The organism is Klebsiella sp. JB_Kp042, assembly GCF_040065275.1.
Lineage (GTDB): Bacteria > Pseudomonadota > Gammaproteobacteria > Enterobacterales > Enterobacteriaceae > Klebsiella > Klebsiella quasipneumoniae.
This window is the reverse complement of record NZ_JBEAJL010000093.1, coordinates 1-24438: the sequence shown is the minus strand read 5'-3', so window position 1 is coordinate 24438 and position 24438 is coordinate 1. Positions and strand designations below refer to the sequence as shown.

At 59.3% G+C, this 24438-nt stretch carries 21 protein-coding genes and 1 other annotated feature; of the genes, 11 read left to right on the top strand and 10 right to left on the bottom strand.

All coding sequences use genetic code 11. The features are described 5' to 3' along the window. Positions 1 to 71 precede the first annotated feature (71 nt). Positions 72 to 1478 (top strand): nitrogenase cofactor biosynthesis protein NifB, encoded by a 1407-nt coding sequence (gene nifB, locus ABLV54_RS17665; protein ID WP_248860769.1) that lies wholly within the window; start codon positions 72 to 74, stop codon positions 1476 to 1478. Further along, complete coding sequence (locus ABLV54_RS17660) at positions 1478 to 1993, top strand: nitrogen fixation protein NifQ (RefSeq protein WP_248860768.1); 516 nt, start codon at positions 1478 to 1480, stop codon at positions 1991 to 1993. The genes nifB and ABLV54_RS17660 overlap by 1 nt, the downstream gene beginning before the upstream one ends. A 1297-nt stretch (positions 1994 to 3290) precedes the next feature. On the opposite strand, the gene plaP is transcribed toward ABLV54_RS17660, so the two are convergent. The 3 genes from plaP to ABLV54_RS17645 form a co-directional block, all read right to left on the bottom strand. Continuing rightward, positions 3291 to 4649: a putrescine/proton symporter PlaP gene (gene plaP / locus ABLV54_RS17655; protein WP_004203583.1), complete on the bottom strand. Its 1359-nt coding sequence runs from the start codon at positions 4647 to 4649 to the stop codon at positions 3291 to 3293. Positions 4650 to 4937: 288 nt separating this feature from the next. After that, on the bottom strand, positions 4938 to 5828 hold the full coding sequence (locus ABLV54_RS17650; RefSeq protein WP_248860767.1) for a LysR substrate-binding domain-containing protein: 891 nt from the start codon (positions 5826 to 5828) through the stop codon (positions 4938 to 4940). Between the two features lie 38 nt (positions 5829 to 5866). Then, positions 5867 to 6691, bottom strand: coding sequence for an SDR family oxidoreductase (locus ABLV54_RS17645; protein WP_004152513.1), 825 nt, complete (start codon positions 6689 to 6691; stop codon positions 5867 to 5869). A 176-nt stretch (positions 6692 to 6867) separates the two neighbouring features. On the opposite strand from ABLV54_RS17645, the gene hisL reads away from it, so the two are divergent. From hisL to hisIE, 9 genes are all read left to right on the top strand, one after another. Further along, positions 6868 to 6918 (top strand): his operon leader peptide, encoded by a 51-nt coding sequence (gene hisL / locus ABLV54_RS17640; RefSeq protein ID WP_004899375.1) that lies wholly within the window; start codon positions 6868 to 6870, stop codon positions 6916 to 6918. Beyond that, positions 6894 to 7016 (top strand) — a sequence feature (His leader region). (Overlaps the previous gene by 25 nt.) 47 nt (positions 7017 to 7063) lie before the next feature. Continuing rightward, the gene (gene hisG, locus ABLV54_RS17635) at positions 7064 to 7963 is read left to right on the top strand and encodes an ATP phosphoribosyltransferase (protein ID WP_023290356.1); all 900 of its coding nucleotides are present in this window, start codon (positions 7064 to 7066) and stop codon (positions 7961 to 7963) included. Positions 7964 to 8002: 39 nt separating this feature from the next. Beyond that, entirely contained in the window at positions 8003 to 9307 is a 1305-nt protein-coding gene (gene hisD / locus ABLV54_RS17630; protein ID WP_248860766.1) for a histidinol dehydrogenase, read from the top strand. After that, a complete protein-coding gene (gene hisC / locus ABLV54_RS17625; protein ID WP_248860765.1) occupies positions 9304 to 10365 on the top strand; it encodes a histidinol-phosphate transaminase in 1062 nt (353 codons plus the stop codon). Before hisD ends, hisC begins: the two co-directional genes overlap by 4 nt. Further along, a complete protein-coding gene (gene hisB / locus ABLV54_RS17620) occupies positions 10362 to 11429 on the top strand; it encodes a bifunctional histidinol-phosphatase/imidazoleglycerol-phosphate dehydratase HisB (protein WP_017899706.1) in 1068 nt (355 codons plus the stop codon). The genes hisC and hisB overlap by 4 nt, the downstream gene beginning before the upstream one ends. After that, positions 11429 to 12019: an imidazole glycerol phosphate synthase subunit HisH gene (gene hisH, locus ABLV54_RS17615; RefSeq protein WP_002912227.1), complete on the top strand. Its 591-nt coding sequence runs from the start codon at positions 11429 to 11431 to the stop codon at positions 12017 to 12019. The genes hisB and hisH overlap by 1 nt, the downstream gene beginning before the upstream one ends. Further along, the gene (gene hisA, locus ABLV54_RS17610) at positions 12019 to 12756 is read left to right on the top strand and encodes a 1-(5-phosphoribosyl)-5-[(5-phosphoribosylamino)methylideneamino]imidazole-4-carboxamide isomerase (protein WP_032453443.1); all 738 of its coding nucleotides are present in this window, start codon (positions 12019 to 12021) and stop codon (positions 12754 to 12756) included. The genes hisH and hisA overlap by 1 nt, the downstream gene beginning before the upstream one ends. Beyond that, a complete protein-coding gene (hisF, locus tag ABLV54_RS17605) occupies positions 12738 to 13514 on the top strand; it encodes an imidazole glycerol phosphate synthase subunit HisF (RefSeq protein WP_248860764.1) in 777 nt (258 codons plus the stop codon). The genes hisA and hisF overlap by 19 nt, the downstream gene beginning before the upstream one ends. Beyond that, positions 13508 to 14104, top strand: coding sequence for a bifunctional phosphoribosyl-AMP cyclohydrolase/phosphoribosyl-ATP diphosphatase HisIE (hisIE, locus tag ABLV54_RS17600; protein ID WP_023290360.1), 597 nt, complete (start codon positions 13508 to 13510; stop codon positions 14102 to 14104). Before hisF ends, hisIE begins: the two co-directional genes overlap by 7 nt. A gap of 38 nt (positions 14105 to 14142) precedes the next feature. On the opposite strand, the gene wbdC is transcribed toward hisIE, so the two are convergent. The 7 genes from wbdC to rfbK all read right to left on the bottom strand — a co-directional run. Continuing rightward, on the bottom strand, positions 14143 to 15258 hold the full coding sequence (gene wbdC / locus ABLV54_RS17595) for an N-acetyl-alpha-D-glucosaminyl-diphospho-ditrans,octacis-undecaprenol 3-alpha-mannosyltransferase WbdC (RefSeq protein WP_044524108.1): 1116 nt from the start codon (positions 15256 to 15258) through the stop codon (positions 14143 to 14145). Positions 15259 to 15267: 9 nt separating this feature from the next. Next, a complete protein-coding gene (locus ABLV54_RS17590; protein WP_080819959.1) occupies positions 15268 to 16413 on the bottom strand; it encodes a glycosyltransferase family 1 protein in 1146 nt (381 codons plus the stop codon). Positions 16414 to 16459: 46 nt separating this feature from the next. Next, positions 16460 to 18982 carry a polymannosyl GlcNAc-diphospho-ditrans,octacis-undecaprenol 2,3-alpha-mannosylpolymerase WbdA gene (wbdA, locus tag ABLV54_RS17585; RefSeq protein WP_049014735.1) on the bottom strand — a complete coding sequence of 841 codons (2523 nt, stop codon included), beginning with the start codon at positions 18980 to 18982 and terminating at the stop codon, positions 16460 to 16462. 10 nt (positions 18983 to 18992) lie between these two features. Continuing rightward, complete coding sequence (locus ABLV54_RS17580) at positions 18993 to 21119, bottom strand: methyltransferase domain-containing protein (RefSeq protein ID WP_060590469.1); 2127 nt, start codon at positions 21117 to 21119, stop codon at positions 18993 to 18995. Between the two features lie 19 nt (positions 21120 to 21138). Further along, positions 21139 to 22434 carry an O9 family O-antigen export ABC transporter ATP-binding subunit gene (gene wzt / locus ABLV54_RS17575; RefSeq protein ID WP_050533857.1) on the bottom strand — a complete coding sequence of 432 codons (1296 nt, stop codon included), beginning with the start codon at positions 22432 to 22434 and terminating at the stop codon, positions 21139 to 21141. 2 nt (positions 22435 to 22436) lie between these two features. Then, positions 22437 to 23222, bottom strand: a complete 786-nt coding sequence (gene wzm, locus ABLV54_RS17570; RefSeq protein ID WP_004203602.1) for an O9 family O-antigen export ABC transporter permease subunit — start codon at positions 23220 to 23222, stop codon at positions 22437 to 22439. A gap of 5 nt (positions 23223 to 23227) precedes the next feature. After that, a partial coding sequence (rfbK, locus tag ABLV54_RS17565; RefSeq protein WP_348814206.1) for an O9 family phosphomannomutase RfbK occupies positions 23228 to 24438 on the bottom strand: 1211 nt, incomplete at its 5' end.

Below are 24438 nucleotides of genomic sequence, written 5' to 3'. Positions count from 1 at the left end.
CATGATAAAAAATCCCTCTCTGGTATGCCCTTTGCAGCAGGAAGGTATCGCCCAACCAAGAAGGTACGACCATGACTTCCTGCTCTTCTTTTTCCGGCGGCAACGCCTGTCAGTCGGCGGACGCCAGCGCGTTAGCGCCGCGGGTGGCCGATAAGGTCGCCGCGCACCCCTGCTACTCCCGCAGCGGGCACCACCGTTTCGCCCGGATGCATCTCCCGGTCGCTCCGGCCTGCAATCTGCAGTGCAACTACTGCAACCGTAAATTCGACTGCAGCAATGAATCCCGCCCCGGGGTGTCTTCGACACTGCTGACCCCCGAGCAGGCGGTGCTGAAAGTGCGCCAGGTGGCCCAGGCCATCCCGCAGCTGTCGGTGGTCGGCATTGCCGGGCCCGGCGATCCGCTGGCCAATATGACCCGCACCTTCCGCACCCTGGAGCTGGTCCGCGATCAGCTTCCGGACCTGAAATTATGCCTGTCGACCAACGGGCTGATGCTGCCCGACGCGGTGGATCGCCTGCTGGAGGTCGGTGTGGATCACGTTACGGTGACCATCAATACGCTGGATGCCGGCATCGCCGGGCAAATCTACGCCTGGCTGTGGCTCGACGGCGAACGCTACCGCGGGCGGGAAGCCGGGGAGATCCTGATAGCCCGCCAGCTGGAGGGGGTCCGCAGGCTGACCAACGCCGGGGTACTGGTCAAGATAAACTCGGTGCTGATCCCGGGGATCAACGACAGCGGCATGGCCGAGGTCAGCCGTTGTTTGCGGGAAAGCGGCGCGTTTATTCACAATATTATGCCGCTGATTGCCAGACCGGAGCACGGCACGGTCTTTGGCCTCAACGGCCAGCCAGAGCCGGACGCCGGGATGCTCGCCGCGATCCGCAGCCAGTGCGGGGCCGCGATGCCGCAGATGACGCATTGCCACCAGTGCCGCGCCGACGCCATCGGCATGCTGGGCGAAGACCGCAGCCAGCAGTTTACCCAGCTGCCGGACCCGGACAGCCTCCCCGACTGGCTGCCCATCCTCCATCAGCGCGCCGAACTTCATGCCAGCCTCGCCACCCGGGGAGAGTCGGAGGCCGATGATGCCTGCCTGGTGGCCGTGGCCTCCAGCCGCGGCGAGGTGATTGATTGTCATTTTGGCCATGCCGACCGCTTCTCGATCTACAGCCTGTCTGCCGCCGGCATGGTGCTGGTGAGCGAGCGCTTTACGCCAAAATATTGCCGCGGCGCGGAGGAGTGCGGGCCGCAGGAGAACGAAGCCAGACTGGCGGCGCTTCTCGCGCTGCTCGCCGACGTGAAAGCGGTGTTCTGCGTGCGTATCGGCCATACGCCATGGCAACAGCTCGAGCGACAGGGCATTGAGCCGCAGGTGGACGGCGCGTGGCGGTCGGTCGCCGAGGTGCTGCCCGCCTGGTGGCAGCGGCGGCGACAGAGCCTGGCGGCATCGCGCCTGCGTCAGGGGGTCGCCTGATGGCGCCGGTCGACTGGTTGACCCGCCTGTGGCGACGGTATCACGCCGGAAAAGGCTGCTTTCCGCTGCGCATGGGGCTCAGCGTCGAGGCGTGGCTGGCCCTGCAGCAGCGGCTGGGCGAGGTGGCGACGCCGCTGGACAGCGAGGCGCTGAGCCGCCGCCGGCTGATGACGGAGCTGAATGCCACCCGCGACGAAGAGCGCCGCCAGCTGGCGCGATGGCTGGCGGAGTGGATCGCGCCGGGAGCCGAACCGATGGCGCCGATCGTCGCCGGGGTGGCGCTGGCGTTTAATCATCTATGGGAGGATCTGGGTCTGGATTCGCGGGCGGAACTGGGCCGGCTGATGAGCGACTGCTTTCCGCAGCTGGTGGCGCAGAACGTCCATCATATGCGCTGGAAGAAGTTCTTTTATCGCCAGCGCTGCCTGCAGTCGCAGGGGGAAATCGTCTGCCGCTCGCCGAGCTGCGACGAATGCCTGGAGCGTAGCCTCTGCTTCGAACCGCCGCCGCAATAAACACCCCGCAGGTGCCCCTGCGGCTGCCCCAAAAATGCCCCTGTTTAACCGCTTTACGCGGATTTCTGCCGGGTGGCGCTTCGCTTACCCGGCCTACAAAACCATCTACCTATCAGAAGGTTACTCAACACCCTACGCCTGGCAAGCGCCGCCGCCGGGCAAGGACAGCGGGCGCGGTGCCGCTTCTGTGCCGGGTGGCGCTTCGCTTACCCGGCCTACAACGCCATTTACCTATCAGAAGGTTACTCAACACCCCAGGTCCGGCAAGCGCCGCGCCGCCGGGCAAGGACAGCGGGCGCGGTGCCGCTTGTGTGCCGGGTGGCGGCTACGCCTTACCCGGCCTACAACGCCATTTACCTATCAGAAGGCTACTCAACACCCCAGACCCGGCAAGCGCCGCCGGGCAAGGACAGCAGGCGTGGAGCCGCTTGTGTACCGGGTGGCGCTTCGCTTACCCGGCCTACAAAGTCATTTACCTATCAGAAGGCTGCTCAACACCCCAGACCCGGCAAGCGCCGCGCCGCCGGGCAAGGACAGCGGGCGCAGTGCCGCTTGTGTGCCGGATGGCGGCTGCGCCTTACCCGGCCTGGAGTTCGTGCGACCTGTCGTTAATTTTTTCATCAGCCTTGCTGAAACTGCCGGTGCTGGCGGCCTCAAAATCGCTGAGACGTTCCCGGAAGGCCGGGGCAGCCCGCATGGATGCGGGCTGAGGGCCGTGTTTTGCACGGACGCTGCCTCGGCCCGACCCGAAGCCTGCAGGGATAAGTCGAAGGGACCGCGTAGCGGCGATTTTGCTGGCCGGAGCCCGGGGGTACAGGGGGCGGCGGCGACTGGCCGCCCCCTGTGCGCTCCCTGTGCGGTGTGAGACATAACGCAGAAAGCTAACCGGGAGCGCAATGTGCGCTGAAGCCACAGATAACATAAATGACCACACGGCGTTGCGTCCCCTCACCCTGGCCCTCTCCCCAAGGGAGACGGAACTGTCCGGCCATCGTTTCCGTGGCCAACATATTGCCGGGTGGCGGCTGCGCCTGACCCGGCCTACGGAGTCTGAGAACGTGGTAAACCGATAACGGTCCCCACCGCCGCCGGGCAATACATCAGGCTCCGTGCCCAATATGTTGCCGGGTGGCGCTTCGCTTACCCGGCCTACATAACCATTAAATTTCAGAAGGTTAACCATCACCGTAGGCCCGCGCAAGCGCAGCGCCGCCGGGCAAAAGGTATCGCACCGGGCCAAACGAAAAAAAAGCCGGAGGTTTCCCTCCGGCTTTTCTCATTCACATCACGCTACGCCTTACGCCACGTCTTCGTACTGCGGCACCGGGTTGCGGAAGCTTTTGGTCACGCAGGCCAGATAGACCAGACCGATACCGGCCCAGATCAGGCCCAGAATCATCGAGCTCTCTTCCAGGTTGACCCACAGCGCGCCGACGGTCAGGGCGCCGCACATCGGCAGGAACAGATACTGGAAGTGGTCTTTCAGCGTCTTGTTGCGTTTCTCACGGATCCAGAACTGCGAAATCACCGACAGGTTAACGAAGGTAAACGCCACCAGCGCACCAAAGTTAATCAGCGCCGTCGCCATCACCAGGTCGAAGTTAATCGCCAGCAGGGCGATAGCGCCGACCAGGATGATGTTCATCGCCGGGGTGCGCCAGGTCGGGTGCACATAGCCGAAGAAGCTTTTCGGGAACACGCCGTCACGGCCCATCACGTACATCAGACGCGCCACGCCAGCGTGCGCCGCCATACCGGACGCCAGTACGGTAATGGTGGAGAAGATCAGCGCGCCAACCTGGAAGGCTTTACCTGCCACGTAGAGCATAATTTCCGGCTGTGACGCATCCGGATCTTTAAAGCGCGAGATATCCGGGAAGTACAGCTGCAGGAAGTAGGTGGCAAAGATGAAGATCAGGCCGCCGATCAGCGCGGTCAGGAAGATCGCGCGCGGAATGACGCGCTCTGCATCTTTGGTCTCTTCAGACAGGTTGCTGATGCCGTCGAAGCCGGTAAACGAGAAGCACAGGATTGTCGCCCCGGTAATCATCGGGATCACGTGCGCGTCACCGGACCAGAACGGACGGCTGCTGGCCAGCGTACCGGCGCCTTCGCCGCCAAACACGCCATAAATCACCATGCCGAGGATAACGGCAATCAGCACCACCTGCAGCACCACGATCACGGTGTTGAAGTTGGCCACGGATTTAATGCTGCGCAGGTTAAAGGCGGTCATAAAGGCGACCAGCGCGATAACAAACACCCACGACGGAATCGAAGGCACCAGCGCTTCAAAATAGATTTTCGCCAGCAGAATGTTGATCATCGGCGCGAACAGGTAGTCGAGCAGCGAGGACCAACCCACCATAAAGCCAACGGTCGGGCTGATGGATTTCTGCGCATAGGTATACGCCGAGCCGGCGGACGGGTAACGACGTACCAGCTTGCCATAGCTCAGGGCAGTAAACAGGATAGCGATTAACGCAAAGGCGTAGGCCGTCGGCACGTGACCGTCGGTCATACCAGAGACGATACCAAACGTATCGAACAGCGTCATCGGCTGCATATAGGCCAGGCCCATCATTACAACCGGAACTAGCGTAAGTGTTTTACGTAATTCCACGCGAGAGGTATTTGGAGTAGCGTTATGCGACATAGTTATCCCCTTTTACGGTGAACGCCAGCGCGTAAGCAAAAAATTGCCCCATTTCTTTCTATTCCTCAGCGACAACGACTGTCGGTTTTTAGTAAATATCTATCCGGTACGAAGCCCGGCCTCTTGGTATTGAATGATGTGTCTTTCGACCAAAAAAATAACCGACACTTTAAAAAAAGCGTCGGCTAGTCTCTGGTTTTCAGGCCGCATATTTTGCAACAATATCAACGGCGTTGACAAGATGTTATGAAGTTCATTGCGTGAGCATAATTTTTAACATGCTAATATCTATACGATTTCTGTATGATAAATTGTAAAAATAGCACTATTTGCTAATAGCGATTCGCGCCACCATTTCCCGGCCAAACCGCAGGCGGCGTCATTCCAGGCGATCCACGCGCGCTGACGAGGCGACAGCCCGCGCACGACCAGGCTGACCAGCTCGCCGCTCTCCAGCAGCCCCTGCACCTGATAACGCGGCAGGCAGCCCCACCCCAGCCCCATGCGCAGCAGCGCCAGCTGCTGCGCGGCGTCACACACCGTCAGGGTCTCCTGATCGGCGAGCAGCGCCCCACCCTCGCCGGTGGCCACCGCGCGGTAACGCCGCAGGGTTCGCCAGCTCAACGGGGCGCGGCGCGCCGCCAGAGGATGCTGCGGGGAGACCACCAGCAGCAGCTCCAGCTCGCCAAGCGGAAGATAATCATAGCCGCTCAGCCGCGGCGGCTCGCCGAGCGCCCCCAGCAGGAGATCGGCCTGCCCTTCCGTCAAGGGCCGCCAGTCCAGCAGCGAGGGGGTCAGCGTAAAGCGCAGCCGGGTGAGCGGCTGCTGTTGATAAAAGGCGGCGATCAACGACGAGAGTTGCGCCACGGGAAAGGTGCTGTCCACCGCCAGGCGTAGGGTATGTTCCCACCCCTGCTGCAGCTTAACCGCCCGGATCTCCAGTTCACGGGCGATGTGCAACACTTCCCGCCCTTTCTCCAGCAGCATCTGTCCGGTGGGGGTAAAGCGCGCGCGGTGGCCGCTGCGGTCGAGCAGTTGAATATTGAGATCGCTTTCCAGCCGGTGAATGGTGTAGCTCAGCGCCGAGGGCGTTTTAAAGAGCTTTGCCGACGCCGCGGCAAAGCTCCCCTCTTTTTCCAGCGCGTCGAGGATCACGAGGACATCCAGCAGTGGTTTCATCGCTACCCCCTTACGGTATGCGAATCACCGCTGGCGGATCACTCCATCGGCATCACCAGCGGATCGGGGTACTGGTACTCAAACCCCAGCTCATTGCAGATACGATTGCCATCCACAATCTTGCCCTGGCCGCCGTCCGGGCTGTCGCTGAAGACCGGCGGCGGCAGCCCCAGCTCGCGGGCCATCTGCGGATAAAAGAGGCCGCGCGCCGGATGGCGGGGCGCACATAGATTATAGATGTGCCCGCCCTTCGGAGCCTGCAGCAGCAGTTCGATAGCGGCCACCACATCCTGCAAATGCACCAGGTTGACCACGTGCTGGCCATCCGGCGCCGACTTGCCGGCGAAAAAACGCCCCGGATGGCGGGACGGCCCCACCAGCCCGGCCAGGCGCAGAATATCCACCGAGGTCCCCGGCAGATTGTGCAGCCAGTCCTCCAGCTCCTTGAGCACCTGCCCGCTGGCGGTTTGCGGCAGGCGCGGGGAGTTCTCTTTCACCGTACCGTTGACGTTGCCATACACCGAGGTGGAGCTGGTGAAGACGATCCGCGGAATATGGTACGCCAGCGCGGTATCGACGATCTCTTGCACCGCCTGCAGATAAAACCCTTCCCCCGCCCCGGTCCGCCGGGCCGGCAGCGTGATCACCAGCGCATCGACGTTCATCAGCGCGTCGAGGTCCTCGGTATCACAGACCAGCTGCGGCTCCAGGCGCAGCGGATAGCTGTCGATCCCGCACATCCGCGCCGCCTCCACGCCATCCTGCGTGGTTTTACTGCCGGTGACCTGCCAGCCTCGCGCCGTCAACGACAGCGCCAGCGGCATCCCCAGCCATCCCAAACCGACTATCGCGACCTTTTTCATCCCAGGCTCCTGACTCTTTCGCTGTGCTGATTACAGGCTACGCCAGCCAGCGGCAACTGACAATTTCTTCGCTCAATGTGAAATGAATTAATGATAGAAAAAAGCCCTTGCTTTCTGCGGCGAAAGTGGTTTAGGTTAAAGGACATCAAATGCATAGTCATTCACAGAGAATTTTTATGAACCGCGTTCAATTTAAACACCACCATCATCACCATCATCCTGACTAGTCTTTCAGGCGATGTGTGCTGGAAGACATTTGGATCTTCCAGTGGTGCATGAACGCGCAGAGAGCCCCCGGAAGATTCACTTCCGGGGGCTTTTTTTTGGACCAAATTCGGACAGATTCAGACAGGTATTCAGAGGAAAAGAACAATGTTAGACAACACCCGTTTACGCATAGCTATTCAGAAATCAGGCCGTTTAAGCGAAGATTCACGCGAATTACTCAGCCGCTGCGGCATTAAAGTCAATTTGCACACCCAGCGTCTGATTGCGCTGGCGGAAAATATGCCAATCGACATTCTGCGCGTGCGTGATGACGATATCCCGGGCCTGGTGATGGACGGTGTTGTCGACCTCGGCATTATCGGCGAAAACGTGCTGGAAGAAGAGCTGCTCAGCCGCCGCGCCCAGGGCGAAGACCCGCGCTATTTCACCCTGCGTCGCCTGGACTTCGGCGGCTGCCGCCTGTCGCTGGCGACCCCGGTGGATGAAGCCTGGAACGGCCCGGCGGCGCTGGACGGCAAACGTATCGCCACCTCTTACCCGCACCTGCTGAAGCGTTACCTCGATCAAAAAGGTATCTCCTTTAAATCCTGTCTGCTGAACGGCTCCGTGGAAGTGGCGCCGCGCGCCGGCCTCGCCGACGCCATCTGCGACCTCGTCTCCACCGGCGCCACCCTGGAAGCCAACGGCCTGCGCGAAGTGGAAGTGATCTACCGCTCCAAAGCCTGTCTGATCCAGCGCGACGGCGAAATGGACGACGCCAAACAGCAGCTGATTGACCGCCTGCTGACCCGTATTCAGGGCGTGATCCAGGCCCGCGAGTCGAAATACATCATGATGCACGCCCCGACCGAACGTCTGGAAGAAGTGGTTGCCCTGCTGCCGGGCGCCGAACGGCCAACCATTCTGCCGCTGGCGGGCGACAAGCAGCGCGTGGCGATGCACATGGTCAGCAGCGAAACCCTGTTCTGGGAGACCATGGAAAAACTGAAGGCGCTGGGCGCCAGCTCCATTCTGGTGCTGCCGATTGAGAAGATGATGGAGTAATCGGCCAGCCGGTCACGGGACACACAGGGGAAAACAATCATGAGCTTCAACACAATCATCGACTGGAACGGCTGTAGCGCAGACCAACAGCAACAACTCTTAACGCGCCCGGCGATTTCCGCCTCCGACAGCATCAGTAAAACGGTGGCGGAGATCCTCGATAACGTCAAAGCCAACGGCGACGCGGCGCTGCGCGAATACAGCGCGAAGTTTGATAAAACCACCGTCGCCGCGCTGCAGGTGAGCGAGGCGGAGATCGCCGCCGCCGGCGAGCGCCTCAGCGACGAGCTGAAGCAGGCGATGGCGGTGGCGGTGCAAAACATCGAGACCTTCCACAACGCGCAACAGCTGCAGGCGGTGGATGTCGAAACGCTGCCGGGGGTGCGCTGCCAGCAGGTGACCCGCCCTGTCGCCTCCGTCGGGCTGTATATTCCGGGCGGCTCGGCGCCGCTGTTCTCCACGGTGCTGATGCTGGCGACGCCGGCGCGCATCGCCGGCTGTCAGCAGGTGGTGCTCTGCTCGCCGCCGCCGATCGCCGATGAGATCCTCTACGCCGCGCAGCTGTGCGGCGTGAAAACCATCTTTAACGTCGGCGGCGCGCAGGCCATCGCCGCCCTCGCCCTCGGTACCGAGTCGGTGCCGAAGGTGGATAAAATCTTTGGCCCGGGTAACGCTTACGTCACGGAAGCCAAACGCCAGGTCAGCCAGCGTCTGGACGGCGCGGCCATCGATATGCCGGCCGGCCCGTCGGAAGTGCTGGTGATCGCCGACAGCGGCGCCAACCCGGACTTTGTCGCCTCCGACCTGCTTTCCCAGGCGGAACACGGCCCGGACTCGCAGGTGATCCTCCTGACCCCGGACGCCGGGATGGGCAGCCGCGTCGCCGAGGCCGTGGAGCGCCAGCTGGCCGCCCTGCCTCGCGCCGAAACCGCCCGCGTGGCGCTCTCCGCCAGCCGCATCATCGTGGCCCGCGACCTGGCGCAGTGCGTGGCTATCTCCAACCAGTATGGCCCGGAACACCTGATCATTCAGACCCGTCAGGCCCGTGAGCTGGTGGACAGCATCACCAGCGCCGGTTCGGTTTTTCTTGGCGACTGGTCGCCGGAATCCGCGGGCGACTACGCCTCGGGCACCAACCACGTCCTGCCGACCTATGGCTATACCGCCACCTGTTCGAGCCTCGGCCTGGCCGACTTCCAGAAGCGGATGACCGTGCAGGAGCTGTCGCGCGATGGCTTTGCCGCCCTCGCTTCGACGATTGAGATTCTGGCCGCCGCCGAGCGCCTTGACGCCCACAAAAACGCCGTAACGCTGCGCGTTGCCGCCCTGAAGGAGCAAGCATGAGCATTGAAGATTTAGCCCGCGCCAACGTCCGCGCGCTGACCCCGTATCAATCCGCTCGCCGCCTGGGCGGGAAAGGCGACGTCTGGCTGAACGCTAACGAATTCCCCACCGCCGTGGCCTTCCAGCTGACCGAGCAGACGCTGAACCGCTACCCGGAGCCGCAGCCGAAGGCGGTGATTGAGAACTACGCCCGCTACGCCGGGGTTAAACCGGAGCAGGTGCTGGTCAGCCGCGGCGCCGACGAAGGCATTGAGCTGCTGATCCGCGCCTTCTGCGAGCCAGGCGAAGACGCGGTGCTCTACTGCCCGCCCACCTACGGCATGTACAGCGTCAGCGCCGAGACCATCGGCGTCGAATGCCGCACCGTGCCGACCCTCGCCGACTGGCAGCTCGACCTGCCGGGCATTGAGGAAAAGCTGGACGGGGTGAAAGTGGTCTTCGTCTGCAGCCCGAACAACCCGACCGGGCAGATTATCGACCCGCAGTCGATGCGCGACCTGCTGGAGATGACCCGCGGCAAAGCCATCGTGGTGGCCGACGAAGCCTATATTGAATTCTGCCCGCAGGCGACGCTCGCCGGCTGGCTCAGCGACTACCCGCACCTGGTGGTGCTGCGCACGCTGTCCAAAGCCTTTGCCCTCGCCGGCCTGCGCTGCGGCTTCACCCTCGCCAACGCCGAGGTGATTAACGTGCTGCTGAAAGTGATCGCGCCGTACCCGCTCTCCACGCCGGTGGCCGATATCGCCGCCCAGGCGCTGAGCGCGGAAGGGATCGCCGCGATGCGTCAGCGCGTGGCGCAGATCCTCGACGAGCGCCGCTACCTGGTGGAACAGCTGCGCGGCATCGCCTGCGTGGAGCAGGTCTTCGATTCCGAGACCAACTACGTCCTGGTGCGGATAACCGCCTCCAGCGCAGTGTTTAAATCTTTGTGGGATCAGGGCATTATCTTACGTGACCAGAATAAACAACCTTCATTGAGCGGCTGTTTGCGTATCACTATCGGTACCCGTGCCGAGAGCCAGCGCGTGATTGACGCCTTGACTGCGGAGAAAGTATGACCCAGAAGTATCTCTTTATTGACCGTGACGGCACCCTGATTTCCGAACCGCCGGTAGATTTCCAGGTGGACCGTTTCGACAAGCTGGCGTTTGAGCCGCAGGTGATCCCGGCGCTGCTGAAGCTGCAGCAGGAAGGCTATAAGCTGGTGATGATCACCAACCAGGACGGTCTGGGTACCGACAGCCTGCCGCAGGAGGCGTTTGATGGCCCACACAATCTGATGATGCAGATCTTCGCCTCGCAGGGCGTTAACTTTGAGGAAGTGCTGATTTGTCCGCACTTCCCGGGCGACAACTGCGCCTGCCGCAAGCCGAAAACCCAGCTGGTACTGCCGTGGCTGGAAGAAGGCGTGCTGGATAAAGCCCACAGCTACGTGATTGGCGACCGGGCCACCGACCTTGAGCTGGCGGATAACATGGGGATTATCGGTCTGCGCTATGACCGCGAGACCCTGAACTGGCCGACCATCTGCGAGCAACTGACCCGCCGCGACCGCTATGCCCACGTCGAGCGCATCACCAAAGAGACCCAGGTGGATGTGAAAGTGTGGCTGGACCGCGAAGGCGGCAGCAAGATCCATACCGGCGTCGGCTTTTTTGACCATATGCTCGACCAAATCGCCACCCATGGCGGCTTCCGCATGGAGGTCAACGTCGGCGGCGATCTGTACATCGACGATCACCACACGGTGGAAGATACCGGCCTGGCCCTCGGCGAAGCCCTGAAGCTGGCGCTCGGCGACAAGCGCGGCATCAACCGCTTCGGCTTCGTGCTGCCGATGGACGAGTGTCTCGCCCGCTGCGCGCTGGATATCTCCGGCCGTCCGCACCTGGAGTATAAGGCGGACTTCACCTATCAGCGCGTCGGCGATCTGAGCACCGAGATGGTGGAACACTTCTTCCGCTCGCTCTCTTACACCATGGCGGTGACGCTGCACCTGAAAACCAAGGGCAAGAACGATCACCACCGCGTGGAGAGCCTGTTCAAAGCCTTTGGCCGTACGCTGCGCCAGGCGATCCGCGTCCAGGGCGATGCCCTGCCGTCTTCCAAAGGGGTGCTGTAATGAATGTGGTGATCCTTGATACCGGGTGCGCCAACCTCAATTCGGTGAAATCAGCGATTGGCCGCCACGGCTATGAGCCGGTGGTCAGCCGCGATCCGGAGGTGGTATTGCGTGCCGATAAACTGTTTCTTCCCGGCGTCGGCACCGCCCAGGCGGCGATGGACCAGCTGCGCGACCGCGAGCTGATCGACCTGATCAAAGCCTGTACCCAGCCGGTGCTGGGTATCTGCCTGGGCATGCAGCTGCTCGGCAAGCGCAGCGAAGAGAACAACGGCGTCGATCTGCTGGGCATTATCGAGGAAGAGGTGCCGAAGATGACCGACCACGGTCTGCCGCTGCCGCACATGGGCTGGAACCGGGTGTATGCCAAAGCGGGCGATCGTCTGTTCCGCGGCATTGAAGAAGGCGCGTATTTCTACTTCGTCCACAGCTACGCCATGCCGGTCAACCCGTACACCATCGCCCAGTGCAATTACGGCGAGGCGTTTACCGCCGCGGTGCAGAAAGATAACTTCTTTGGCGTGCAGTTCCACCCGGAGCGCTCCGGGAGCGCCGGGGCGCAGCTGCTGAAAAACTTCCTGGAGATGTGATGATTATTCCTGCGTTAGATTTAATCGACGGCACCGTCGTTCGTCTCCACCAGGGCGATTACGGCCAGCAGCGCGACTACGGCAGCGATCCGCTGCCGCGCCTGCAGTCCTATGCCGCTCAGGGGGCGGAAGTCCTGCACCTGGTCGACCTGACCGGGGCGAAGGATCCGGCGAAGCGCCAGATCCCGCTGCTGAAATCGCTGGTCGCCGGCGTTGACGTCCCGGTGCAGGTCGGCGGCGGCGTGCGGACCGAGGCGGATGTCGCGGCCCTGCTTGACGCCGGCGTCGCCCGCGTGGTGGTCGGCTCCACCGCGGTGAAATCCCCGGAGGAAGTGAAAGGCTGGTTTAAACGCTTTGGCCCTGAACGGCTGGTGCTGGCCCTCGACGTGCGTATCGACGCCGACGGCAATAAGCAGGTGGCGGTCAGCGGCTGGCAGGAGAACTCCGGCGTGACCCTGGAGGAGCTGGTGGAGAGCTATCTGCCGGTCGGCCTGCAGCATGTGCTGTGCACCGATATCTCCCGTGACGGCACGCTGGCGGGCTCCAACGTCTCGCTGTATGAGGAAGTCTGCGCCCGCTACCCGCAGGTGGCGTTTCAGTCATCCGGCGGCATCGGCGATCTCAATGATATTGCCGCCCTGCGCGGCACCGGGGTGCGCGGCGTGATTGTCGGTCGCGCGCTGCTGGAAGGTAAATTCAACGTAACGGAGGCCATTCAATGCTGGCAAAACGGATAATCCCCTGCCTCGACGTCCGCGACGGCCAGGTAGTGAAAGGCGTGCAGTTCCGTAATCACGAGATCATCGGTGATATCGTCCCGCTGGCCAAGCGCTATGCCGACGAAGGCGCCGACGAGCTGGTGTTCTATGATATCACCGCCTCCAGCGACGGCCGGGTGGTCGACAAGAGCTGGGTGTCGCGGGTGGCGGAAGTGATTGATATTCCTTTCTGCGTGGCGGGCGGGATCAAGTCGCTGGAAGACGCGGCGCAGATCCTCTCCTTCGGCGCCGATAAGATCTCGATTAACTCCCCTGCCCTCGCCGACCCGACGCTGATCACCCGCCTTGCCGACCGCTTTGGCGTGCAGTGCATTGTGGTGGGGATTGATACCTGGTTTGATGCAGAGACCGGCAAGTATCACGTCAATCAGTACACCGGCGACGAGAGCCGCACCCGGGTGACGCAGTGGGAAACCCTCGACTGGGTGGAGGAAGTGCAGAAGCGCGGCGCGGGCGAGATCGTCCTCAATATGATGAACCAGGACGGGGTGCGCAACGGCTACGATCTGCAGCAGCTGGCGAAGGTTCGCGCAGTGTGCCATGTGCCGCTGATCGCCTCCGGCGGCGCGGGCACCGTGGAACACTTCCTTGAAGCCTTCCGCGACGCCAACGTTGACGGCGCGCTGGCGGCCTCGGTATTCCACAAACAGATTATTAATATTGGCGAACTGAAAGCGTACCTGGCGGCACAGGGCGTGGAGATAAGGGTATGTTGACTGAACAGCTGGACTGGGAAAAAACGGACGGCATGATGCCGGCCATCGTGCAGCACGCCGTATCCGGCGAAGTGCTGATGCTGGGCTACATGAACAAGGAGGCGCTGGAGAAAACCGAAGCCACCGGCAAGGTCACCTTTTACTCACGCACCAAACAGCGGCTGTGGACCAAGGGTGAAACCTCGGGCCATGTCCTCAACGTAGTGAGCATCACGCCGGACTGCGACAACGATACGCTGCTGGTGCTGGTGAATCCGATCGGGCCGACCTGCCACAAAGGCACCACCAGCTGCTTCGGCGACGCCGGCCACCAGTGGCTGTTCCTCTATCAGCTGGAGCAGCTGCTGGCCGAGCGTAAGCACGCCGACCCGGAGAGCTCCTACACGGCGAAGCTGTATGCCAGCGGTACCAAGCGTATTGCGCAGAAAGTGGGGGAAGAAGGCGTGGAGACCGCGCTGGCCGCCACGGTGAACGACCGCTTCGAGCTGAAGAATGAGGCGTCGGACCTGATGTATCACCTGCTGGTGCTGCTGCAGGACCAGGGGCTGGATCTCGGGGAAGTGATTGATAATCTGAAGAGTCGTCACTAACGCGTTGACCCCCGCCGCAACGGCGGGGGTAGCTGGCCTCAGGATTTGCTTTCCAGCAGCGTAGTGTAGAGATTGACGTAAGCGTCAATCATATGGTCGGCAGTAAACATCTCTTCAAAACGACGACGCGAGTTTTCGCCATAGCGGCTGGCGGTTTCATCGTTATGCCAGAGCTCATTCATCGCCTCCACCAGCGCCTGGCTGTCATTCGGCGGGATCACGCAGCCATTCACTTTGTCCTGGTTAATGAACGAGGTCCCGGTGCCGATCTCGCAGGAGATCAGCGGCCTGGCGAAGCGCGCGCCTTCCAGTAACGTAATGCCAAACGCCTCGGAGCGCAGATGCGAGGGGAAGACCACGCCACGGCAGAGCTGGAAGAGAATGTATTTATCTTCGTCGTTGAGCATGCCGGTAAACACCACATTGCTCAGCCCGCGCTGCTGCGCTTCACGACGCACTTCCGCCTCCAGCGGCCCGCCCCCGACAATCACCACCGGCAGCCGGCTACGCTCGGCGGCATCCAGCAGAATGTGCAGCCCTTTGTAGTAGCGGAAAGCGCCGACGAAAAGGAAGAAGTTATCGCCGACGGTTTCCCGCCAGTGCGCCACCCGCTGCGGATCGTGCTGCACGTCGTGCTGTTCCAGACCAAACGGGATCACCACGGTTTTATCCTGATATTTTTTCAGGGTCTGGCTGGAGGCCACGTAGTTGGGCGACGAGGCGACAATGCAGTCTACGCTGGCGAGGAATCGCTCCTGCAGCGGCTGGTACAGCTTCATCAACCGTTTTTGTTTCACAATATCAGAATGATAGGTCACCACCGTTCTGGCGTCAGGCCGCGCCGAGAGATGCAACATATCCATGAATGGAAACGGAAAATGGTAGTTGATGATGTCGTAATCATCTTTAATCTGCTTAAAACGCTTTAACGCTCTCAGCGAAAACGGCGTGGAGGCAATTTCAAAAAGCTGCTTATTATAAATGACCCGATGGTCTTCGTAGGCGACAGGTCCTGTCTCTTTGTCCGGGCTAAAAGTAAATACATCGGCTGCGATTCCCCGGCGGGCGCAGCCCTGACTGAGCTGATAAATGACCTGCTCAATACCGCCGTAGGTATCGGGATAGTAGGTCTTATAGACGTGTAGAACTCTCAACTGACACCCTTAGAGTAATTTATAGGCGTTAATGGTCTGGGTCGTACAGTTCTCCCACGAAAACTGTTTCGCCTGGGCAAGACCGCGCGCGGTGGCGATTTCCCGCCAGCTATCATCCTGCAGGCTCTGCAAAATATGCGCGCTAATCGCGTCTACATCATTAGGATCGGCAACGAGGCCGGCATCGCCAACCACCTCAGGCAAAGAAGTGACATTGGAACATACTACCGGCACACCGCAAGACATCGCTTCAAGAATAGGTAAACCGAATCCCTCATAGTAGGAGGGATAAACAAAGGTTCTGGCCGCGGCGTACAGATAAGGCAGGTCTTCATCCGGGACATAGCCCAGGTAACGGATCCACCCTTCCCGCGTACCGCGCTCGACTAACTGCCACAGCACATCGTCTTCCCAGCCGCGATAACCGCTGAGGATCAGCGGGTAGCGCATGCGGGTCTCCATCGGCAGCAGCTGATAGGCCTGCAGCAGACCGCGGATATTTTTACGCGGCTCCATGGTGCCGATATACAACGCGTAGCCCTGCCACGCCAGCTGATATTTCTGCAGGACCGGCAGGCACTCCGCCGGGCTGCGCGGAATATAGTCGCTGCTGCAGGCCAGCTTGGTGGTGACGATCCGATCCGCCGGATAGTTGAACAGGCGGATGATTTCACTGCGCGAGAAGTCAGAGACGGTCAGGATCAGCTTTGCCGAATCGAGGCTCTCGTGCAGGGACTTCTCCATATAGCGAACCCGATCTTTTGGATGATATTCCGGGCAGGTAAAAATGGAGATGTCATGAAACGTGGTCACAGCGCGTTCCAGGCGATGCGGCAGATAAAAATTGGGACCATGGTAGATGTAATCTTTATAGTCGCGCAATGCCCATGCCTGGCGCCGCGGGTGCAGCAGGCGATACGCCTCAATCAGCAGCGGCTGGCGGCGCAGAAACGCTGACAGACGACCATGATTGCTGGCTTTGGTATCGCTTTTATTCTCAACCTGGGGGATCTGATCGATAAACGACGCGCCGTGAAACAGCTTCAGCTCTTCGATTTCGCGAGCGACCGCCAGCCGCTTAACCAGCTCCAGGGAATACCGACCGATGCCCGTTAATGGGTATTTAATTGGCTCAGTAGCAAAAATAATTTTCATAACGAACTCATCACAAGGGCCACCGGGGCGGCCCTGTTGATAGCGATTATTGCTTCGCGGCTGGCGCGATAATCGGCAGGTTTTTCAGGAGAAATTCCGCGCTCTGCTTCCAGGTTAACCAGTTGATATTTTCGGAGCGAGGATGCGCGTTTTGCTCATACAGGGCTAACCAGTCTTCGACGGCCTTCGCGATGTCGGCCGGCGCTTCCCCGGAGAAATACCAGGCATGTTCCTGAGCAATCTCTTTAAACACCGGGATATCGCGGATAATCACCGGCAGCTTTTTCTGCGCCGCTTCAATCAACGGCAGGCCAAAGCCCTCCCCCTGCGAGGCAAAGATCAGCGCGCGTGAACGAGCATATAGCTCGGCCAAAAACTCGTCGCTGATATTCTGCAGCCAGAACAGCTTTTTGTTCAGCTGCGGATGATGGCGTAATTTTTCGCACAAGCTGTCAACGTTCCAGCCCTGTTTGCCGACGATAAACAAGTTGTACTCTTTGCCCTCGCGCCACAGCTCCTCGAAGGCGGCCAGCGTCTGGGCGTGGCCTTTGCGCGGCTCCATGGTGCCAACCATGATAAATGAAGGGGCTGCGGCCATCGTGGCTAACAGCGCCTGTGCATTGTCCGGCATACCAGTGGACGGTACACTGGCATCGAGGTCGGCGCCCAGATGGAAGTTGCTGACGGTCAGCAGCGGATTCGGTTTCACCCAATGGCTATTTTCCGCAATCCACGCTTTCACATCCTCGGCGACGCTGGCAGAGACGCAGATCAGCCGGTCGGCATGCTCTGCGAGGCAGGACAGCCAGATCGGGAATTCACGCTGAATGCCTTCGATACTCCACTCCGGGCGACGTAATGGTAAAATATCATGCACCACGAAGCAGGCGAACGCCCCGGCGGCGCGCATGCTGTCAATTTGCGTCACCACCTCCGGGAAGAGATGCGCGGTCAGATCGGTGGCGATCAGAATATCATCTTTGCTGAACAGCACCGGCTCGTCGGCACCATATTCGCCCGGGAAGTTACTGGACAGATATTGGTTAGCGTAGCGATAACACTCGCCAGGGGTGTAGTAGACGGCGGAAACCTCATAACCCGGCACGCCGGATTTCAGTAATTCGCTAAGAATACTGCGCGAGACGCGCTGGATCCCGGTCTTCGCGTCATGCTTCGCCAGAACCGAAATATCCACCAGCAGCTTGCGGGTATGGCGCTTAAAGCCGTTGCGCGCAACCGCCCACGCCAGACCCAGACGGTCGACTTCGCTCAGCGCATCAATTTTCTGCATCGTCTGAATGCGCGAGGCGGTCACGCCTTCCACCTGCCCGGCATGCGCCTCTTTGGACGACTGCAGCAGGCGAGTGAAACCATCGATCGCCAGATGGGCGGTGTTGGCCCAGGAGAATTTGGCTGACTGCGTCAGGGCATGCGCCTTCAGCTCACGGTAAAACGCCTCATCGGTCAGCGCCTTCTCCATTACCCGGCGAATATCCTGCACGTCATGCGGATTGAACATGGCATCTTCCCAGCCAATGACTTCCGGCAGGCTGGTAATGTTTGAACCTAAGGTCGCCGCCCCGCAGCGCATCGCTTCCAGCGGCGGCAGGCCGAAACCTTCATGCAGCGACGGGAACACAAACAGTTTGCACAGGTTGTACAGAGCAATCAGATCGTCGTCGGTCAGGAAGCCGGTAAAGATAAGCTGGCTGCGTGACAGGCCATAGCTTTCCGCCAGACGCAGAATCCGCTCCAGATCCTCCGGGTGCACCTTATACGCCAGCACCATCGGATAGCGCTGCTGCAATTCGGCAGGCAGCATGCTATAGGCGTGAATAAGCGCTTCGATGTTTTTCCGCGGCTCGATCATCGCCAGCGTCAGAATAAACTCATCGGGCAGGCTGTATTTGTCTTTTAAAGACTGAATACGCTCGGCGGAATAGTCGATAACCGCAAACTCTTCACCCACCGCCGAGGAGATGTTCAGCACTCGATCGCTGGCGATGTCGGTATATTCGATCACTTCCTGGGCCGCCGACTGCGAAATAGCGAAGATCGCGTCCGCCCGCTCAAACTCCGCCAGCTTGTTCATATAAAACTCGCGGAAATTCGGATCGCCGAGATAACGCTCTTTATTTAACAGCGGGATCAGATCGTGGCATACGCACACTGTCTTCCACGGCACATTGTCCGCCGGAATGGACACGGTATAACTATCCCCATGGCCTTCGAAGAAGCTAATAACATAGACAATATCAGGCGCGATATTGGCGATAGCGATATCGCGGGCCGCCTGGGCGGCTTTGCTACGGCCGTGGTTATCAATATTGCAATAGGCCGTTGGCGCAACGGCGGAGAAGATGAACATATCCTCGTCCGCCAGCAGGTCCCGATAGGCCATTTTTACATCATTAATATTGTCAATGGGATACATACCATTGATCAGAATACTGACGCGATGCTCGCCGGCATTTTCAATAATGGCGCGGCTCATGGCCAGGGTACTGCGACCGATACCGCGGAATTTACTTTCCGACTGGTAACCCTGGACATCAATCAAAATATGCAAGTTAATCTCCTTATTTATTTTTCGTTAGTTTGAGATAAATTTCATAAACCTCCGGAGGTAAAAGCTCCGGATGCATCACTTGCAGCTCAGTCTGCGATAAAATTTGCGCATCAGCCTGATACTGGCTGTGCGGCAGCGGATTCATACGACGATACAAACGGTAGGCCGGCTGATAAAGGCCCAGCTTATGTAACCCATTTACCGCGGTATGTTTTACCTTCGGATGTTTTCTCATAAACGAGAAAACAAACCGCAGGACGCGTTTAATAAAATGTTTACAACGCTGCACGAAACCATACTGTCTCAGCAAATGGATCTGCAGTCCAAGATAACGATAACCCTTGGTCATTCTCCAGGAACGGCTGCGATGGATTTTTTCAATTTCCTGGCGAAGCTGCTGGTTTTCGTTATGTAAATGGTGAATCTCCCGGTTAGCGGCTTCCAGTCGCTGGAGGAGCTCAGCGGTTTCCGGCGGCAGCTCGGGCTGAATGTCAGCCTGGGCGTGCGCTTGTGCCGACTCCAGCAGCGCGGTCAGCTGCGCCATATTCTCAGTCAGCCAGCTCAGCTCATGGCTGACTTCCACTGGCTGTTGCGCTTTCTCGACTAACGCATCCTGTGCCGCCTGCAGCTGAACGATCTGTTGCTCCAGGGCATGGATTTCACCACGCATCGCCTCCGAGCCGGCGCTTTCATTGCGCACCCGGGACTGAAGCTCCAGCAGCACCGTCTCCTGAGCGATGATCCACTGCTCCGTCGCCCCACGCTGCTGTTCAGCTGAAGGCAGTTTCGCTTTCTTGTCGAACAGCGCTAACAGCAGGGCAAAGTTCCAGCTGTCAACCGGCTCCTGCCAGACCGCATACAGCCAGTTTGACCACGGCTGCGGCAGGTTGAACGGATGCACGGGCGCCGAGCGCCAGAAACCGTTTATGTTTTTGTTTTCGGCAAACAGCTCGTTCACAAACACGAAAAACGACTGGACAAGGTTTGTCGGCCAGCTGCAGTCCTGTGGGGTGGTGACGATAGAACCGAAGTCGATTAAGCGGGCATGCTGCCGGGCATCGACCATCACGTTCCATGGGCGCACATCGTCATGCCAGAACCCTTGCTTCTCCAGCGCCGCTAAGGAACGGAGCAAGGTGCCAAGGATTTTTTCACGATCGATCTCTTCCCCGGCCGCCAGCATATCGCTCAGCAAGCTACCCGGGAGCTTTTCCATCACCAGCCAGCCAGACTGGGCGTTTTCGCCGTGGGCCAGTAATGCCGGCGCGTCAAAGCCCGCTGGCGGTTGCGCCAGGAACTTTATTTCATTATGCAGTTCATGTTTATTACGCTGGCTCTCTTCCGCCGTCAGGATGCCGTGGGGCATGTCGTAATAGAAAAACTTGCACACATAATCTTCGCCAAAGAAGTAGCGACGGCTGCGCTTATGCGCCAGGCCGGCCCCGGCATAGGGCTGATTTTGCCAGTGCTGGAACGGCTGATTAAAATCGTTGAGCAGCACCCGGTGGTTGCTGACCAGGTACATCGGGCGCGGAACGGGGGATAAATGGGTATCAAACTCGCCAATCAGGCGATAAAACGCGCACTGCTCAATCAGTTCGCGCGGATCGTCCGGCTGAGAAACGCCCCAGTAGAGCGGTTCTTCTTTCACCGCCAGCTCAAGGATCACCGCCTGGGTGACATCCGCCAGGCGCGAGAGCAGACGTTTAACTTCATCGATACCATGAAGATGAACAATATGGTGAAACACGCTTAAGCCAATGGCCAGATCAAACTCGCCCTCTTCCAGCGCGGCGATCACCTCTTCAATTCTGCCTACCCGAAATTCGGCGGCAAAGTCGGGGTTTTCTTCGGCCAGCGCGCGGCACACGTTAATATTTTCCTGCTGGAAATCGATACCAACGATAGTCGCGCCTTTGCTTGCCAGGCTCAGGCTGAAAAAGCCCTGAGCGCAGCCCAGATCGAGAACTTTAAGCGGGCGGCCCAGCGCGCGGGATAAGTTATCGTACTGTTCGGTAATCAAATCGAGACGTTGATTACAATCGCGAGCGGCGTCGCCATCCCACTCGGGATGGCCAAAAATAGTTTGATAAATCTCAGGTAATTCGCTAACCAGCGTGTTTAAGTTTTTAGTCATGGAATCGTTTTTCTCAACGTCATTGGTAGCTAGTAAAGGACGACTTAAGATCGATGACACCCCAAAAATCCATGCTCTTGGTCACATGTAAAATAATGGAGTCGTAACGTCTGTCCAGCGGCGTCATATCCGTCTGCGGGTTGCCGGCAGAGATACCAAATGACAGCAGGTAATCGCCACTGTTTAAATCCACCGGAAGGCTAAATTTAAACACCCGAACATCGCCGCGGGAAACCGAAATATTCTCGCGCCCTTCTGAGGCGAGGAAAGAGTTGGTTCCGTAGAGGAATAAGCCATCGAGGGTCTTAATCAGGATGCCTGGCACCACGCAATCAAAATCGTATTCAAACACGACCTTCATCAGAAAATCGGTCTGCTGATTGCCCGTCAGCGAAGGCGGAAAATCAACCCCGGCGCTCTGAATATGGTAATCGATGATTTTCGCGCCGCCCTGCCCCCAGCGGTACTCTTCCGGACGGTAGCCTGGTCGCGTGTGGTACACATCTTCAATCTCATCAAGCGACATCTGGCTTTCGCCACTGGCTGACGAGGTAGCCGTTTCGCTTTTCCTGGCGCTGTCTTTATCAGGTTTGCCAAACAACTCATCCAGGTAACGGTTAGTCACGTCACGGGCGGTGCCGTCCATGCAGATGTCACCATTTTTGAGGAAGATGGCGCGGTCGCAGTGTTTGACGATATCCCCGGCGCTGTGGGAAACCAGCAGCAGCGTGGTGCCCTGCTTTTTGAAGTCCGCAATGCGGGCGTAGCACTTCGCCTGAAAGCGGGAGTCGCCAACGGAGAGCGCTTCATCGACGATCAGAATATCCGGGCGAGAAGCGGTGGCCACGGCGAACGCCAGGCGCATTTGCATGCCGCTGGAATAGATGCGCACCGGCTCTTCAATGTAGTCGCCGATATCCGCAAAGGCTTCGATCTCCGGCATTAAGCGCTCGATCTCTTCCCGGCTCAGGCCCATCATTAGCCCGGACATATACACGTTCTGCCGGCCGGTAAAGTCGGGATGGAAACCCATGCCCAGCTCCAGCAGCGCAGCGACGCGCCCCTGGATCTCAATGCTGCCTTTGGTGGGCTGGGTGGTGCCGGTCAGCAGCTTCAGCAACGTACTTTTACCTGCGCCGTTCACCCCGACAATACCGACTGCTTCACCGGGTTCAATGCTGAAATTGATGTCTTTTAACACCCATTTTTTGCTGTGCCGCGGCTTATCGCCCGGCAGCAGTTTCTCGATGACCCGGTTCCATTTGGATGGGTAATATTTATACGCCTTGCCGACGTGCTGAACTTTGATACTCATGATTAAATCTCGTCCACAATATCAGCGGCATGTTTTTTAAATAAACGCCAGGCAAATAAAAACAGAATGACCGACACCACCGTGACCGGAAGCAGCGCCATCCAGTCTGGGCTCTGGTGATAGAGCATCACGTTCTGATAGGAACCGATAATGGTCGCCATCGGGTTATAGGCCAGCAGGCCTGATACCCATTCCGGCAGCGTTTTGGACACGTAAACAATAGGCGTAAACCAGAACCAAAACTGCAGCAGAATATTGACGAACTGGCCGATGTCGCGGACAAAAACGTTCAGCACGCCGAGGATAATCCCCAGGCCCAGGGTGAACAGCATCTGGACGATCAGTACCGGAATGATTTCAAAGAAAATCATGCCCGGGAAATTGCCCGTGACGATCAGAAACAGCACAAACAGACCGAAAATGATCAGAAAGTTAATGAACGCCGAAGCGGTGACGATGATCGGTAAACAGATCCGCGGAAAGCTGAGCTTTTTAAGAATATTGGCGTTGGTCAGAAAAACGTTGACCAGACTGTTGAGCGTTTCCGTGAACAGCCCCCAGGTTAACACCCCGGAACAGAGGTAGATGCTATAGGCAAAAGGGCCGTCCATGCCCGCCAGGCGGGCACGCATTAATTCAGAAAAGATTAATGTATAGACGGAAATCATGGCGATCGGCTGCAAGATCAGCCATGCCGCGCCTAAAAAGCTGGTCTGGTAACGGGACTGAAAGTCCCGTTTAACGCTGTCAATAATAAAGCCACGGTAGCGATAGATCGCTGAAAACATAGGACTCAAAGCGATTCCTCTTTTAACAGGTTGAGCAGCTCGGCGGTTTTCTCGTTCATCAACGCCGTATCCGCTCTGGACTCAACGTTCAGGCGCACCACCGGCTCCGTGTTGGATGTGCGCAGGTTAAAGCGCCACTCAGGGTATTCAATACTGATACCGTCCGTTGTGTCGATGTGTGCGGCCGCCGGCTCATACTGCGCCCGGATGCGCGCGATCGCCTCCGCCGCATTTCCCAGCTTGCGGTTGATCTCCCCCGACGCCGGGAACGCCGCCTGGCGGTCCGCCACCAGCGATTTCAGCGAGCTGTTCTTCAGGCACAGCAGCTCCGCCACCAGCAGCCACGGGATCATCCCGCTGTCGCAGTAGGCGAAGTCGCGGAAGTAGTGGTGCGCGCTCATCTCCCCGCCGTAGATGGCGTCTTCCTGGCGCATCCGCTCCTTGATGAACGCATGCCCGGTCTTCGACATCACCGGCTGCCCGCCGCTGCGGGTCACGATGTCCACCGTGTTCCACGTCAGGCGCGGGTCGTGAATGATTTTCGCCCCCGGCTGCTTCTGCAGGAACGCTTCCGCCAGCAGGCCGACAATGTAGTACCCCTCGATAAACGACGCCTCGTCATCGAACAGGAAGCAGCGGTCGAAGTCGCCGTCAAAGGCGATACCCATGTCTGCCTGATGCGCACGCACCGCGTCGGCGGTGTCCTGGCGGCACTCCGGCAGCAGCGGGTTCGGGATACCGTTCGGGAAATGGCCGTCCGGCTGATGATGCACCTTGATAAAGGTCACCGGCGCCCCGGCCGCCGCAAAGCGTTTCTCCACCTCATCAATCACGTGCCCCGCCGCCCCGTTGCCGGAGTTCACCACCAGCTTCAGCGGACGGGTGAAGTTCGCCAGGTCCACGTAGCCCATCAGGTGGTCAACGTACTCCTTCAGCACCGAAATCTGGCGCAGGGTGCCGCGACGCGCCGCATCCACCGGCGGGAACTGGTTTTCCTCCGCCAGGCGCTGGATGTCACGCAGGCCGGTGTCGCCGCTGATGGGCTTCGCGTTCTCGCGCACCAGCTTCATGCCGTTGTAGTTCATCGGGTTGTGGCTCGCCGTCACCTCGATACCGCCGTCCACCCCGAGGTGGAAGGTGGCGAAGTAAATCTCTTCGGTACCGCTCAGGCCGATATCCAGCACGTCGGTGCCGGCGTCCATCAGCCCGCGGGCCA